Origin of the sequence: Candidatus Paralachnospira sp. LCP21S3_A2, from assembly GCF_052118925.1 — a bacterium.
Lineage (GTDB): Bacteria > Bacillota > Clostridia > Lachnospirales > Lachnospiraceae > Lientehia.
The window spans coordinates 1-15,187 of sequence record NZ_JBQKGG010000012.1; the positions used below are offsets into that span (position 1 = coordinate 1).

Annotated in this window: 14 protein-coding genes; 1 reads left to right on the forward strand and 13 read right to left on the reverse strand. The window is 50.5% G+C overall.

Going from position 1 to position 15,187, the window contains the following annotated elements:
• The 11 genes from ACTQ3K_RS09200 to ACTQ3K_RS09250 form a co-directional block, all read right to left on the reverse strand.
• Positions 1–96: BMC domain-containing protein (locus ACTQ3K_RS09200; protein ID WP_302695205.1), on the reverse strand; the 96-nt coding region annotated here is incomplete at its 3' end.
• Positions 97–184: 88 nt separating this feature from the next.
• A complete protein-coding gene (locus ACTQ3K_RS09205; RefSeq protein WP_441567278.1) occupies positions 185–1,663 on the reverse strand; it encodes an acetaldehyde dehydrogenase (acetylating) in 1,479 nt (492 codons plus the stop codon).
• A gap of 118 nt (positions 1,664–1,781) precedes the next feature.
• Entirely contained in the window at positions 1,782–2,432 is a 651-nt protein-coding gene (eutL, locus tag ACTQ3K_RS09210; protein ID WP_441567280.1) for an ethanolamine utilization microcompartment protein EutL, read from the reverse strand.
• Positions 2,433–2,459: 27 nt separating this feature from the next.
• Positions 2,460–3,392: an ethanolamine ammonia-lyase subunit EutC gene (gene eutC, locus ACTQ3K_RS09215; RefSeq protein ID WP_441567282.1), complete on the reverse strand. Its 933-nt coding sequence runs from the start codon at positions 3,390–3,392 to the stop codon at positions 2,460–2,462.
• A gap of 13 nt (positions 3,393–3,405) precedes the next feature.
• Complete coding sequence (locus ACTQ3K_RS09220) at positions 3,406–4,773, reverse strand: ethanolamine ammonia-lyase subunit EutB (protein WP_441567283.1); 1,368 nt, start codon at positions 4,771–4,773, stop codon at positions 3,406–3,408.
• Between the two features lie 110 nt (positions 4,774–4,883).
• Complete coding sequence (eutA, locus tag ACTQ3K_RS09225) at positions 4,884–6,314, reverse strand: ethanolamine ammonia-lyase reactivating factor EutA (protein WP_441567285.1); 1,431 nt, start codon at positions 6,312–6,314, stop codon at positions 4,884–4,886.
• A 34-nt stretch (positions 6,315–6,348) separates the two neighbouring features.
• Positions 6,349–6,804 (reverse strand): EutP/PduV family microcompartment system protein, encoded by a 456-nt coding sequence (locus tag ACTQ3K_RS09230; RefSeq protein ID WP_441567287.1) that lies wholly within the window; start codon positions 6,802–6,804, stop codon positions 6,349–6,351.
• A gap of 14 nt (positions 6,805–6,818) precedes the next feature.
• Entirely contained in the window at positions 6,819–7,166 is a 348-nt protein-coding gene (gene eutS / locus ACTQ3K_RS09235; protein ID WP_441567289.1) for an ethanolamine utilization microcompartment protein EutS, read from the reverse strand.
• A 22-nt stretch (positions 7,167–7,188) separates the two neighbouring features.
• Positions 7,189–8,331 (reverse strand): 1-propanol dehydrogenase PduQ, encoded by a 1,143-nt coding sequence (locus ACTQ3K_RS09240; RefSeq protein ID WP_441567291.1) that lies wholly within the window; start codon positions 8,329–8,331, stop codon positions 7,189–7,191.
• Positions 8,332–8,606: 275 nt separating this feature from the next.
• On the reverse strand, positions 8,607–10,454 hold the full coding sequence (locus ACTQ3K_RS09245; protein WP_441567293.1) for a glycosyl hydrolase family 18 protein: 1,848 nt from the start codon (positions 10,452–10,454) through the stop codon (positions 8,607–8,609).
• A 187-nt stretch (positions 10,455–10,641) separates the two neighbouring features.
• Positions 10,642–10,908, reverse strand: coding sequence for a hypothetical protein (locus ACTQ3K_RS09250; protein ID WP_441567295.1), 267 nt, complete (start codon positions 10,906–10,908; stop codon positions 10,642–10,644).
• 380 nt (positions 10,909–11,288) lie between these two features.
• Here ACTQ3K_RS09250 and ACTQ3K_RS09255 point away from each other — a divergent pair, with 380 nt between their 5' ends.
• Entirely contained in the window at positions 11,289–11,975 is a 687-nt protein-coding gene (locus ACTQ3K_RS09255; RefSeq protein WP_441567297.1) for an adaptor protein MecA, read from the forward strand.
• A gap of 238 nt (positions 11,976–12,213) precedes the next feature.
• Here ACTQ3K_RS09255 and ACTQ3K_RS09260 read toward each other — a convergent pair whose 3' ends face one another.
• Both ACTQ3K_RS09260 and ACTQ3K_RS09265 read right to left on the reverse strand, forming a co-directional pair.
• Entirely contained in the window at positions 12,214–13,266 is a 1,053-nt protein-coding gene (locus ACTQ3K_RS09260) for a PD-(D/E)XK nuclease family transposase (RefSeq protein ID WP_441567299.1), read from the reverse strand.
• Positions 13,267–13,464: 198 nt separating this feature from the next.
• A complete protein-coding gene (locus tag ACTQ3K_RS09265; RefSeq protein ID WP_441567301.1) occupies positions 13,465–15,042 on the reverse strand; it encodes a hypothetical protein in 1,578 nt (525 codons plus the stop codon).
• Between the last annotated feature and the right edge of the window lie 145 nt (positions 15,043–15,187).

Below are 15,187 nucleotides of genomic sequence, written 5' to 3' on the forward strand. Positions count from 1 at the left end.
CGTTACGTTTGCTGCCTTTACCATTGCATCTGCTGCCTCGATGGAAGCAACAAGTCCTTTTGTTTCGATCATTCCAAGTGCCTGCTGTGCTGCCATATCTGTTTCCTCCTTACTTTGATTTCTGATTTTTATTTCTGGATTTGTTCCTCATATTTTTCAGAGAACCGCCCGTTCCGTCCGGAAATTATGCACTCTGAATTCGCTTGATGATCTCCTTCACCACTGCATCCACATCCATATCGCCGAGCTTTGTGCCTGCCTTGCAGATTCCCTCGGAGCAGTCCGGAAGCTTCTTCTTAATATCTGCCAGCTCACACTGTCCCTCTGCCACATAACGAAGGTTCATCAGCTGCTTCGGTCCCACATTCTCAGATGTGGCACTTCCGCCGACTGCACCGCATCCCAGAGTCAGCGCCGGCTGCATTCCAGTGGTTGCACCGATGCCACCCAGTGCACTGGGGGTATTTACCATAATTCTGGAGGCTGGGATCCTTCTTGCGAAATAATCAACCATCTTCTCATCCCTGGTATGCAAGGAGAAGGTATGGCCTGCGCCCTCATAATGCAGGATTTCCTGACTCAGCTTACAGATTTCCACATAAGAAGGTGCGGTGTAGAATGCCAGAATCGGTGCCAGCTTCTCGTTGGAGTACGGATGTCCTCTTCCTACTCCGGTCTCCCTGGCCACCAGAACCTTTGTACCTGCCGGAATCTCAATGCCTGCCAGATCTGCGATTGCCTGTGCGGAACGTCCGACGATCATAGGGTTCATGGTTCCATTTGCACGGAGGATAAAGTTTCCAAGCTTCTTTACCTGCTCCGGTGTCAGGAAATAGGCTCCCTGGCGCTCCATCTCTTTGCGGACGGTCTCCTCCATATCATCATCGCAGACGACCGACTGCTCAGAAGCACAGATCGTACCGTTGTCAAAGGTCTTGGAATCCATGATCCTCTTTACAGCCAGCGGCACATCTGCGGTCCTTTCAATATAGGCAGGACCGTTTCCGGGTCCTACGCCGATTGCCGGTGTGCCGGAAGAATAAGCAGCACGTACCATGGCAGAACCGCCGGTTGCCAGGATCAGCGCCACATCCGGATGCTTCATCAGGTTGTCTGTTGCCTGAATGGTCGGAATCGTAATGCAGGATACCAGATCCTCGTTTCCTCCCGCCTCTGCAATTGCCTGACGAATCACCTTAACCGCCTCCAGAATGCAGTTTCTTGCATTGGGGTGAGGGGAGAAGATGATCGCATTTCCTGCCTTGACCGAAATCTCGGACTTATAAAATGCGGTCGAGGTGGGATTTGTGGACGGGATCAGGCCTGCGATCACGCCTACAGGAACGGCAATGATCCGAAGCCTGCGCTCCTCGTCACGCTCCAGCTCTCCCACGGTCTTCATATCCTTGATATACTGGTATACGCCATCACTGGCAAAAATATTTTTAATCGTTTTATCTTCTGCTGTTCCGAATCCGGTTTCCTCATGAGCCATTGCTCCGAGTCTTGCTGCGTTTCTTACGCCGGCCTCTGCGATCGCTTTTACAATGCGGTCAACCTCTTCCTGGCTCTTCTCGCTCAGCTCGGACTGCGCAGCCTTTGCTTTTGCTACCAGCTCCCGAACCTCCTGTACAGACAACAGATCCTTGTCATATAACTGCATAAGTCTACCTCTCCTGTTTCCTGTTCCTGTATCTCATGCTTCCACAGCTGTCACACAGCCATAAGTTTCTATCATTCCTGACGCTTTCATGTACTGCCCCTCTTTCTCGGTCTGCACATTATTCCTTCGGATTGTCTGCCACAAATTCCACCGCTGCTGCAAATGCATCACAGGCTGCCTTGCAGGCGGACTGGCTTCCGGTCAGCAGTGCGCCGCCGAAGTTGGTCTCGGAAGGCGGTGCATACAAAACGCACATTTTTACATCTGCTGCCTTAAGGGCCGCATCTACGCCGTACATTGCCTCCAGGGGCGGCGCGATCAGATACGCCAGTGCTTCACCCTCCCGGATTCCTGCACCCTCGGAAAGATAGGAGCCGGTACGGGAAATGCAGTGTGCATAGTAGATAATGGTATCGTCTTCATTTGCAGAAACAAAGTGTGCCTGATTCTCGATCACGTCTACACATGCCTCCAGGCCGCTCTTTACCTCTGCGGGATTGGGGCCGGCCAGCATACCGATGATCTCACCGGCAAGCCTGGTGTTTGCATTGTCTGCGCCGCCGTAAAAGCTCTTTGCATATACAACCTTTACGTCTGTCTTCTTTGTTGCTTCATCTAATGCGGTATACGTTACATCATCGCTGTTTGCGGTGATCAGCGCCAGGGATTTCATTCCGGGCTCCAGCTTTAATTCCTTTGCCATATCGGGACTTACATTGGGGATAATCTTTGTGGCAAGGACCTCCGCTTTGATCGGGTCTCGTTTCATGGTGCTTCCTCCTGTTCTCTTTGATTTTTACAGTTTCAGGTCTGTACCGCTGGCCTTCTTCTCCAGGATTTTCTTGATGATCCCGGCGATATGGGCACCGGCCTCTGCCGGAATCGTACCGGCCTTATGAATATTGGATACAACCGTTCTTCTGGCTTCCGGCATGCCGATGGCTGCCTTGTAGGCAATATAGGCAGACATCGACTCCGCGGTAATCAGGCCGGGACGCTCACCGATGAGCACACAGGTCACATCTGCACCGACAATCTCGGAGATCTCGTCCATGACGCCTACACGGCCGTACTTTACAAAGAACGGTGTTCCGACATCGATTCCATAGCTCTTTAAGCCCTGTTCGATTGCAGGAAGCACATCACCGACATTTGCCGCTACCGCTGCGGAGCTTAATCCGTCTGAGACATAGAGCTGTACAGTGGGATGCATTTTGCATGTTTCCTTTATCATCCTGACGCCTTCTTCATTCAGCCTTCTGCCAAGATCCGGTCTCGTGAGATACGTATCCTTGCTGTCGCATCTGGTCTGTACGGTAAACAGTCCCATATCATCAATAAGCTTCTGATCTACATCAGAGAATACAGCGTCCTGTGCAGCGGAATGTGCGGCACGGAACTGCAGCACAGGATCTGTCTTGTATCTTGCGCCCGCCTTACCGATTCCGAGACGGCAGGGTGCATACTGCTTCAGATCATAAAATGCTTCTTTGTTTACCGGGTCCTTTACCAGATACTGCTGCTTGAGATCCACCGTACCTACATCGGGAATGCAGCCGTCCTCGATGGTCGGAGGAACCAGATGGGGCATTTCCTCTGCCGCCGCATTGGAGCCGGGGATATCGGTGAACGGATCCTTGTGTTCTGCCTTTTCGGTCTGTCCGCCGTCCAGGTTCATCTCGGATAATACCTGGGCGATAATATTTCTTAAATCATTTTCGTTTACCAAGATTCCATACCTCCTACTTTAAGAATACAGATGCGTCGCCGGCCAGCAAAGTCAGCTTTCCGTCTCTGGAAAGTCCCCATTTCTCCAGCCACTGGTCAAATTCCTTAATGGGACGGAGTCCGAATACTTCACGGAGTGCCGCTGCTTCATGGAAGCCGGTGCACTGGTACATTAACATACAGTCATCGCCCTGAGGTACGCCCATGATATAGTTGCAGCCTGCGGCTACCAGCAGGGTTGCCAGGTTCTCGATATCATTCTGGTCTGTCTTCATATGGTTGGTATAGCATGCGTCGCAGCCCATAGGGATTCCGGTCAGCTTGCCCATGAAATGATCCTCCAGTCCGGCTCTTGTTACCTGCTTGGAATCATACAGGTATTCCGGTCCGATGAAGCCTACAACCGTATTAACCAGGAACGGGTGATACCGCTTTGCGAAGCCGTAGCATCTTGCCTCCATGGTCACCTGATCCCAGCCATGATGCGCGTCGGAGGAGAGCTCAGAGCCCTGTCCGGTCTCAAAGTACATCACATTAGGACCTGTACTGGTCGCTTCCTTGAGCATCATGTCATGCCCCTCCTGGATCATGGATGCGTTCAGACCGAACGCCTCATTTCCTTTCTGAGAGCCTGCGATGGACTGGAACATCAGATCGATCGGCACATGATTCTTTCGGATTGCTTCCATCTGTGTCGTCACATGTGCCAGTACACAGATCTGTGTCGGAATTTCATATTTATTCTTGATCTCATCAAAGCGTTTCAGGATCGTGGAAACGCTTTCCACGGAATCATCTACGGGATTCAGGCCGATAACTGCATCGCCGCAGCCAAGGCTCAGGCCTTCCAGTACGGAAGCCGTAATACCCTTGGGATCATCGATGGTATTGTTCGGCTGAAGTCTGGAGGAGAAGGTTCCGGGAAGACCAATCGTGGTATTGCAGTGTGCCGTAACTGTGATCTTCTTTGCTCCGTACACCAGATCCAGATTGCTCATAAGCTTGCACACAGCGGCAACCATCTCACTAGTCAGGCCTCTGGACACGCGCCGGATCATAGCACCTGTGGTCTGAGTATCCAGGATCCACTCACGGAATTCACCAACCGTCCAGCCCTTGATCTCATTGTAAATGGCCTCATTCACATCGTCCTGAATAATTCTGGTAACTTCATCTTCCTCGTAAGGCACAGCCGGATTATTTCGCAGATCCTGAAGTGTGATATGAGAAAGAACCGCCTTTGCCGCTACACGCTCTTCCGCGGACTCTGCTGCGATCCCTGCCAGCTTATCGCCGGATTTTTCTTCGTTCGCTTTCGCCATAACCTCACAAAGAGACTTAAACTGATACACTTTTCCAAATAGTTTTGTTTTAAGAATCAATTGTTTCCATCTCCTTTTCTGTTTTTTGTTTCACCAATTCTTTTTTCGGAGTCAATCAATCTGCATGTAAATTCTGTTCTTAGGATTTCGTTTCTGTAAGGAGTTATTCCTTATGAGTTAAAAATCAGTGTTTTGATAACCACAGGAACGACCCGTCCCTCTGCCACCGGTTCCCCGATGTCAATATAGTCGCCGTCAGATGCGTGGATCCCATCAATACAGATTACTTCCTTTTTCCGTTCCAGCATCACATTCAGCGCATTTCCGAGAACCTTTGCAATGTCATTCTCAATCACCAGGATCAGAGGATGCACACTGTTTAAGATCCCGCCTGCTCCCTCAAGGATCCAGGCTGCAAGCTCCTGGATCTGCCGGAATCCGGTATGATACGCTCCAGAAAATGCAATCGCTGCCGGCTCCTGCTTTCCGTCCTCCACATAAAAAGCGAGGCCACGCTTCAGTGTTTCCACAAAATGCCCGTGCTCCTGCTCATCCTCTGCCTGGATCCGTATCACCGGCATATTCTTAATAGGGAGCTTATCCCGCTGGTAGCTGATGGTACTTCCGCTTACACTTGTGGAATGAGTTCCTGCACCGACAACCGTTGCCCGGATAGTTTCCGCTGCCTCATACTGATGGATTCTTCCAAAGGACGAGTTCGCCTTCACTGCCTTTGCAAGCAGGACGCCCACATCCCCGAAACGGAACGGATCTGTTTCCGTCGGATGACGCATGCACTCTGCCACGCCTCCGGAAAATGTTACCGCTGTGACAGGCGGCTCCTTTGCCAGTGGCTTTCCGTCGTTGGTATACAGCTTCTTATGAAAGCTGTCTGCCTCCTTTAAATGGATCGCCATGGCGAGCTGGTCTGCCATATATTCGCAGACCCGGTAAAGCAGCTTTTCATCTGCCCGGTCTCCAGCCTGGATCCGGATATCATGAGCTTCCGCCAGTTCTTTTATTGTCGGAAAAACATAGGTAATTACACCGTTCTCCACCTTGATCAGCCGTCCGCCAATATCCAGACAGCTTGTCCCGCGGACCGCTCCCTTCTGGAAAAATGCAAGGTTGCTGGTTCCGCCGCCGATGTCGATATTAACCACCACTTCCCGTTTTTCTTCCGAGATCCGGTCTGCACCTGCACCCCGGCCGGAAAGCACCGACTCCAGATCCGGCCCCGCCGTTGCAACCACGAAATCGCCGGCCATGTCGCTGAGTGTCTCCAGGACGCTGTTGGCATTCTGCTTTCTGGCCGTCTCCCCCGTAATGATCACCGCACCGGTCTTCAGATTCTCCGGCTTCATTCCCGCTTTCTCATATTCCTTCCGGATGATCTCGCGGACCTTTTCCGCATCAATCTCTGTCTGGGACTTCAGCGGGGTAAAATAGATACTGCTCCGATAGATCACTTCCTTATCCACGATGCTGATCCTGGGTACGGTATAGCTGCTCGCCAGATTCACGATCGTAAGACGGCTGAAGATCAGCTGAGTCGTTGAGGTTCCGATATCAATACCTACACTGAGAATCTGTTCTTTCATGATACCTTTTTCCTCCTTTTACTCTCCCCCGGTTTTACTGCTCACTTTTCAGGTAATCGAGAAATTCCCCGAACCCGGTTCCCTCATAACTGCTGGTAACAAAAACCCTCCTCGCGCCGGCTGCCTTCAAATATCTCCAGGCCTCCCTGATCTGCCCGGCATCTCCCAGGTCTGCTTTTGTCACAACCCCGATACAGGGCTTGGCAAAGCTGCTGGAATATCCCGGCGGAAACATGTTCATAGCCGTTCCGACCGGCTGGACCAGAATGATCAGGTCTGCGTCAACTGCCGTAACGATCAGCGCTCCCCGCATGTACGTCCGCTCCAAATACTCTCCCGGAGTATCGATCATGGTTCCGTTTACTACCTCTACAGTCTGAGTCTTGTTATAGTTCAGGTCTTCATGGCTGATATACTGGCAAAGCGTTGTCTTCCCTGCCATGGACGGCCCGATCAAAATCACGCGTTTCATTTTTTTTGTTTCTTCCACCCGGAAACCTCCTGTCAGGATCTGGTCACCGGTGCCGGTGCAAAGCCCATAGAATCACAGAGCACGCTCATCACATCATGAAGCGCAGCCTCCACAGCAGAAACATCACCGGTGATAATCAGGGAACCGTTGAACCGGTCCACAAATCCGATCGTAATATCCGCAGCCTTACTTGCCACATCGGCAGCAATGATGGCTCCCTCGCTTGGCGTTATCGTAAAAATGCCGATGGCACCCTTACCGTCTACCAGTCCCATCTTTCCGTACAGCGCTTCTACGGGATGGGGGATCACATGAGCCAGTGTAACCTGCCTGCCGGGCACAAATTCCTGTATGATCCGCTCTTTCTTATCTTCGTACATGATTCCTTTTTCCCCTTTCCAGTCAGATCAGCTTTCCGGTATAAGCACGCCGGAAAATTTCCCTGATCTCCTCCTCTGTACAGGATCTGGGATTTGTGCCTGTGCAGGCATCCATGAGCGCCGCCTCTGCCATCTCGTCCAGAGCTGCCTCAAACTGCTCCCTGCTGATTCCTGCAGCCTGGATTGTATCCGGAATATGAAGCTGTCTCACATACTGCCTTGCCGTCCGCACGGCACTGAATGCACTTTGACGGATACTGGGTCCCTCCAGACGGAGTACCCTGGCGATCCTTGCATATCTGGCAGCCACCGGCGTCAGGCTGTCATGACAGCCCGCATTAAATGCCATGACATAGGGAAGCAGGATTCCGTTTGCTCTCCCATGGGGAATGTGAAAATGGGCTCCCATGGTATGTGCCATTCCGTGAACCAGTCCCAGGCCGGCATTGCTGAATGCGATCCCTGCCAGACAGGACGCATGGTGCATCTTCTGTCTTGCCTCCAGATCGTCCGGATTCTTATAAGCTTTCAACAGGCTGCTCCGAACCAGCTTTAATGCTTTTTCTGCCGCAGCATCGGTAAAATCATCCGCTCCGGTCGACACAAACGCTTCAATCGCATGGGTAAATACATCGATCCCCGTGTCTGCTGTAACAGACGGCGGAACGGTTTTTACCAGCTCTGCGTCCAGAATTGCGGCGTCCGGAAGCACTTCATCTGAGATCAACGGATATTTCGCAGCTTTTTCCGGATCGCTGATCACCGAAAAACGGCTTACCTCAGAACCGGTCCCGCTTGTAGTCGGAATCGCCACAAGGGTGATTTTTTCAGCCAGCCCGCCCTTTACCGACAGCCAGTTCATGGCCTTTGCCGCATCAATGGGAGAGCCTCCACCCAATGCAAACAGGATCTGCGGCTTAAAGTCCAGAAGCTGTCCGATCCCCTTTGTTACCGTTGCGATATCGGGATCAGGCTTTACATCTGAAAAAATCTCGTATCTGATGCCATGTGCTTTCATGGGTTCTGTCAGATAGCTCACCTTCCCGCTTTCGTGCATAAAACGGTCTGTTACAATAAACGCCCGATCTACACCGGTCAGAAGCTTATCCAGTCCGCCTTTTCCCATATAAATGCGAGGTTTTAAAACAAACTCTTCCAATTCCATTATCCTCCTTTCTCTCTTCTTAAAAATTATTTCCTCCTTGAGCGTTTCTGATTCGTCCGTTGTCCATTCAGTCGCCGGAAATCCTTTCCATTTTTCAGACAATAAACTCTGAAAAGTATTTCTGTTCGCAGGATATACTTTCCGGTCAAACGGAGCGTTTTTGTTTCACAGGACGTACTTTCTTATGAAACAAAAAATGCCCAGGCCGCCTTGTGCTGCTCTGCACAAGACAAGCCCGGACATTTCAACGTCTCAGGTATGCTTCCGTATTTCTGCTAACGCCGCAGATATCTTCCGATCATCGGCCAGACATCGCTGGTCTCCAGCCCCAGCTTCCAGAATGCCGCTCCGGCAATTCCGTACTGTTGTACCTTCTGCATCTTTAATTCCAGGGATTTCAAATCCTCCACCCAGATCCGGTAGGTGGAACCATCCTCCTCATACTGAGCATAATACTGGCCCAGACTGTCATCCCACTCCGGTGTCACACCATGCTCGGAAATCAAGCTCTGAGCCTCACTCATGCTGATGGCCCTGGAATCTCTCGCATATTTTCCGTCATACACCGACTTTCCATCCTCATACAGCGTTTCGTCTGCTCCGGCGTTTTCCTCCGGTGTCTCCTTCCAGAGCCGCATATAAAACGGAAGTCCGTTAATGACCTTATCCGCAGGAACATACTGGAGTGCCGTTTTGATCCCATTCTCCGAAAAGCTCAGCGATGCATTTGTTCCGGAGCAGCAGCCCTTGTAATGCTCTGTGTAGCCCATGATTGCGATATAATCTGCCACCATGCCCTGCTCACGGAGATTATACCAGCTCCGTCCGCTGGAATAATTATCAATCGAAAATACCAGTCCTGCTTTCCGGCATGCAACAGAAAGCTCCCGGACAAACTGAAGATAATGGGAAGCACTGTCCTGCCTGATACTCTCGAAATCCAGATTGATCCCGTCAAATCCTGTTTCCGCCGCTGCCGTCAGAAGCTGGTCGATCATGCTTTTCCGCGCCGCCGTAGAGGAAAGCAGCGTCAGATCATCCACATCGGTATTAAAATCATCGATCAATACCCAGACCTGAATCCCCTGTTCATGGGCCTGTGCCACATAGGAAGCGTCCGCCAGAGAATCCAGGGTCCCCGCATGATCCGTCACCGAAAACCAGGTGGGAGAAAGCACATTGATCCCCTCGGTATCTTCCAGATACAGCGACAGCTTTTCATTGTCCGCCGCTGAAAACACCTGGTGCCACGCCATGCAGACCGGCTCGTCCAGATGGATCGTGGTGTACTCCGGCAGGCTCACCGATGATGTCAGTTCATATTCTTCTCTGTTTTTCAGCTGGCCGGTCTTCACATACCCGATAAACCCGTCCTCAGTCCGCACTCTTGTCCAGTCATCCACGGAATCTATAATCTGAAGGGTACTTCCTTTTTTTGTCTTTGTCAGGATCGGACTTTTGATCCCGGCCAGGATCCGCACAGCCGTTTTTCCGGCTGCCTGCGCCTGTTCATGGGTTCCCCAGTCGCTGTCCAGATACAGCCTTGCCGGAACTTCTTTCTCTTCATCTGCCGGAAAGCTGCTTGCCTTCACTCCGGCAAAGCTCTCCATAAAATCTACGGATATGTAGGCCGTTCCCTCTTCCACAAAGAAGATCTCATAGCCCACATCTGTTACCGCGCCGTTTCTTGTATACGCGGTCGATGACGGCTGAATCTCCACCGTCTCGTCCGCCAGTGAATAAAGAAGCAGTCCTTCGTCACTGAGATACCAGCGGCTGTCAGCCTCAGAGGCTGCGCCGTCCGGCACATAGATGCGGTCATTCCGGATCACTGCTGTTCCTTCGGCCTGTACCCCGTTATAAAACACTGCCGTTTCTTCGGCTCCCATACCATAAACGGTTCCATAATCCGCCCAGGTACGCCCCGGCCCGTATTTTCGCAGCAGCACATAGCCACAGACCGCAAGAAACGCCAGCACCGCAAGAAGAAAAGCAATTCCCGCCGGCGAACGGTGCTTTTGCTTTCTCCGTCCTCTTCTGTTTCTTATCGGTTCAGACGATCTGACCCCGGCTTTTCCGGTTTTTTGTCCCCGCCTGTCATACGTTCTTCGTAATTCTGCCATAACTGTAACCTCATCTGTTTTTCCCTGGTGCCGATTACAGTATAGCATACATTTTTTAAAATCCGCCTGTGATGGAAAAAAATCAGAAAATTTTAATATCTTCCGAGCCAGACTCTTTTATAGATGAGAGTGGGCTTCCGCCCAATGATTGTACATTTCCGGTTTTCGCCGGGTCTGTCCGATTTGTTTACTGCGGTGTTTTTGTTCTTGTTTCAGGTTCTTCCTCGATCTTATCATAGCGTATTTCCGAGAGGCGGCCGTCCGCAGTCCAGATATAATCGCCCATATACATGCCATGCTCCCGCACTGCACATGCACCGGCGATCTCTTCGGCGGACATTTCCCGCCCGCTGAGGCTCAGACCAATGCCCTGCTTTTCATACTGCTTCATCTGCATCACCAGTGCATCATAACGCTCCCGCTCCTCTTTTGACATCTTTTTCTTTTTTGCCATACCATCTTCTCCTGAATTTTCTGTTGATTTAAGTTGTTATATTTTTCCGGGAAAATCCGCCCGAACGGGCATTAGAATAAAACGATTAGAATAACACAATCAGAATAAAACAAAGGACTGCTTGCGAATATGTTACAATACCTTACAGAAAAGCGCAAGCGATTCGACAAAGTAAGACCCTGAACGACTGTTACAGACTTCCTTTGTCCTCACCAGCTCCAGGCTTCCTTTCTACAGACAGCATTTTCAATACAGAATTTTCCTCTTCCTCCCACTTTACATCTTCCGCCTGATTGTTTATACTATATCCAGCCATAAACAAAGCATGCCGCAATGATGGGTTTTCACCCCGGCGGCGTTTCAGGACAGGAAGTGAGCATTTGAAAATAGAGAAAATCAACGAAAATCAGATTCGCTGCACGCTGAGCAGCAGTGATCTCAGCGAGCGGCAGTTAAACCTTGGCGAGCTGGCATATGGAAGTGCCAAAGCGAAGGGGCTGTTTCAGGAAATGATGGAGCAGGCGTTCACCGATTTTGGTTTCGAGGTCGAGGATAATCCACTGATGGTTGAAGCGATCCCTCTTTCCGGCAACAGCATCATGCTGGTCATCACTAAAGTCGATGATCCCGAAGAGCTGGACACCCGTTTTTCCAGGTTCACCCCCACCGGCAGCGAGGATTTCTCCATGGAGGATACACTACAGCAGCTTCTGGAGGGAGCAGACCTTCCCCGCGGACCGGAACCGGCCGCAGCCGAAAAACCGGAGCAGCCCGAAACAGCCCGGATCTATCAGTTTCCGACTCTGGACGCGGTAACTCAGGCTGCCCAGGTACTGGACAGTTCTTTTGATGGTCACAATTCCCTCTACCGTGATCCTGCCGCAAAGGATTATTATCTCGTCATCAGCCGCCAGGGCTATGAAGAAAACGCCTTTGCGCGTGTTCTGAACACCATTCAGGAATTCGGCTCCCGCGTGAAAAGCTCCTACGCCACAGAATCCTATTTTGAAGAGCATTTCGAGCTTATCATTGACGGACTTGCGATCCAGGTACTGAGCGCTCTTTAACTCCAGACAGACCTCCAGCAGCCTTACCAATTGCCCGGGTGTATCTCTCACCGGTGCCAATGTTCTGTTCCCGCACCGCAATGGAGGCGGAATCCCGACCGAAGACAAAAATAGTGGCAAGGGCATTTTCAGCCCCTGCCATTTATCATTTCCTGCTTTGGTTTTTCGTTTCTGATACGTACTGCTCTGCCGTTTTCAGGCTTTGTTCCTGTTTTCCAGAAACCTTCGTTTCATAACATCAGGCTTCTTTGCAGATCTGTTCCATTTCCTCCGGACTCTTTTTCAATACCTCGGCGCCGGCCTCCACTGATATCGTTCCGTTCCGGATCAGCTGTACAATTACCTGTATCTGCCCCTGTTGAATTCCGGTCTGAATTCCCTGTTGAATCCCGGTCTGAATCCCCTGTTGAATTCCGGTCTGAATCCCCTGTTGAATTCCAGTCTGAATCCCCTGCTGAATTCCGGTCTGAATCCCGGCTTCCACGCCGCGCTCCCAGATTCCTTCTCCCAGATTACACATACTGCCTGCCTCCTTTCTCGCTTCTTCGGTGAGGATCACATCACACGCTTTCAGCCGTTCTTCCTTTTCTGAAAGACTCATACTCTCTGAAAACAGCGTGCTCAGCACCTGCACCAGACGATGATCGGTCTCACTTCCCGGTTTCAGCCCAACCACTACAACAGCAAGCTTGTCATAAGCCTGGCGGCTGACCTGATTCTCCCCAAGACGATTTTTCCGTACGATCTGATAATCCGCAATCCCGTTTTCGGGTGCATTCATACAGATCCAGATGGAATAAACCTTCTTGATCTTATCATAATCAGAGTGGTGAAACTCTGTGTGCTTCTGTCCTGAGATCATACGGGCGCAGTAGAAAATTCCTCTGGTTACAATTTCATAACCTGGATTCCATTTTTTCTGTGCTTCAATATTGATCATCAGCTTTATCTTTTGTATTTTTCCCGGCCTGTAAACAACAAACCGAATATCGTATGTAACTTTTCCTTCCCCGGCGATCACACTTTCGTTGGATAATCCCTGGATTTCTCTCGGATGTTCCAACTGTTCAGCTGCCTTTCCACCGGAATTTCCCGGCTCACAGGCAGGCTCTGTCCGCAGCATATGCTCTTCCGGGTCTACACTGATCGAGGAAATCTCCGGTACTCCCTCGATACATTCCTCGATTTCCTCTTCCGCCATTTCCTGAAATTCCTCTGTCGTATACTTTAAGATCAGAGCCAGCAGCGATTTCTGTGCCAGAAGCCGCTTTGCCGCTTCATCGTACTGCACACGGCTGTCTCCAATCATTGTTTTTTGCAGATTCAAGAAGTATTCTCACTTTCTATAACTGCAGGAAATGACACTTACAGTTTAACATAGGAACCCCCATTCGACAATGTCTCTTTTTGTTGGAAATTCTTCTTGGAAATTCTTCCGCACAAAAAACGCAGGAGGGCTTTCTTACCCTCCTGCGCCTTTCGTATCGCTTTACTTCTTTTTCTTTCGCATTACAACCATCACAACACACACCGCTGCTGCCGCGACAACCCCCAGCGTAACCCAGAGCCAGGTAAGGCTTGCTCCCTGCTGTGCGGCAACGGTCTGATCGGATGCGGCGGCCTCACCCGAGGTTTCGGTCTGATCGGATACGCCGTTCTGTCCATTTTCGGATTCGGCCGTTTCATCCACAAAAACTTCTCCCAGCTGGCTCCAGGGAAAAGTAAACAGCTGATAATCAAAGCTCATTACATTGTTGAATGTCACACCCTTGAATGTCACATTGGTATAGGCAGGCACTGCCAGCAGCAGAGATGTCCCAATATGGTCAATGCTGGTATAGCCGGTAGCCCCGCTGGTGATGCTTCCACCAACAAACACAATATTTTTGCCGTTGGCGCCATCATTCTTTTCACCATTTTCACCATAAGCATTAAGTTTGGTATGGTCAGGTGTCTGACCGGGAGTATCGTTACGCTCACCGTTGCCAAGAACACCATTCGTATCGTAAGAATAGTCACCGACCGTTACATACATGGTACCGCCCAGTGCGGTCTGTGCTGTAACATACTCTGCACGGGTCATCGTGCTCAGCTCATCCAGCGTATAAGGATTTGTCTCGGTACCTTTATCAGCTGTTGTGCCGGAAGTTATAGCCTCTACACTGGTCGTCAGCGTATCATTCTCCGCAACTGACTTTGTGCCCCGCTTGCTTTCATCTGTGCCCGTACTGGTATAATATCCGGGCTTCTGTGCCTGTACCTCAGCTGCAGTATTGGTCACTTTCAGGCTCACATCATTGGACGCCTGATTTTCACGGCCATCACCCAGCAGAATGTCTCCGTTACTTCCTACTGTACCGGTGAATGTACAGCCAGCAACCTCTGCGCTCGTTGTGCCGCTTCCACTGTTTACAAAACGGACAGGTGCAGCAAACTGCTTCCATGCTCCGGCATCGCCACAGCGGTCAAACTTACAGCTCTTGACAGATACCGTCAGAGCACCGCCAGTCTTATGGTTAAAGTTCACGGGAACCTGTGCTCCCGTAAAAGAACAGCTGTCAATGACAACCGTTCCACCTGTGTTAAAATAAACAGATGTTGCTTTTGTTGCGAAATCACATCCTGTCAGCGTAATATTATTTACGCCAGTGGTTCCGCTGATATACACACGCTGAACTGTGATTCCGTTAGAACTGTCGCAGTTAGTCAGATTCACATTCACTGTATGTTCTGTGTGCTGCTTACCCCAAACGCCCAGATTATCCAGCTCATAGCCTGTAATCGTGATATTTTTGTCCAGATAAACACCGTTTTCCTTATCCTGTTTACCGGTTTCACGGCTGAAAGCGAATGTATCAACCTCCAGGTCGCACTCACCGACGGAAATATAGGCGTGATTACCATAAATCGTAATATTATCCGCCACATGACCATGAGTCATCACGCCCACATTCGAACCGGGACGGCATACAATGGTAATGTCACCGGCGTTGGCCTTGTAAGCCTCCGTCAGGGCAGCCGTCAGGCTGGCAGCATAACCGTTCTTTTTACCGGCAGTCCAGTACACCGGGGTTGCCGCATTCCATGCTGATTCATCCTTCAGAGTCAGTGTATGGTTACTTCCATTCAGTGCTTTAAATGCAGCTTCCAGTGTCTCATAATTTGCCTGTATTATGTAATTTTTTTAGTGTTAAAGCAAAAACGGGCTGACA

What these genes read in the sequence shown, in the direction of transcription:
- ACTQ3K_RS09205 (WP_441567278.1), bottom strand. Translation starts at nt 1,663, where the DNA reads ATGCAGTTATATGACAAGGATCTGTTGTCTGTACAGGAGGTTCGGGAG.
- eutL (WP_441567280.1), bottom strand. Translation starts at nt 2,432, where the DNA reads ATGAAACGAGACCCGATCAAAGCGGAGGTCCTTGCCACAAAGATTATC.
- eutA (WP_441567285.1), bottom strand. Translation starts at nt 6,314, where the DNA reads ATGAAAGAACAGATTCTCAGTGTAGGTATTGATATCGGAACCTCAACG.
- eutS (WP_441567289.1), bottom strand. Translation starts at nt 7,166, where the DNA reads ATGTACGAAGATAAGAAAGAGCGGATCATACAGGAATTTGTGCCCGGC.
- ACTQ3K_RS09240 (WP_441567291.1), bottom strand. Translation starts at nt 8,331, where the DNA reads ATGGAATTGGAAGAGTTTGTTTTAAAACCTCGCATTTATATGGGAAAA.
- ACTQ3K_RS09245 (WP_441567293.1), bottom strand. Translation starts at nt 10,454, where the DNA reads ATGGCAGAATTACGAAGAACGTATGACAGGCGGGGACAAAAAACCGGA.
- ACTQ3K_RS09250 (WP_441567295.1), bottom strand. Translation starts at nt 10,908, where the DNA reads ATGGCAAAAAAGAAAAAGATGTCAAAAGAGGAGCGGGAGCGTTATGAT.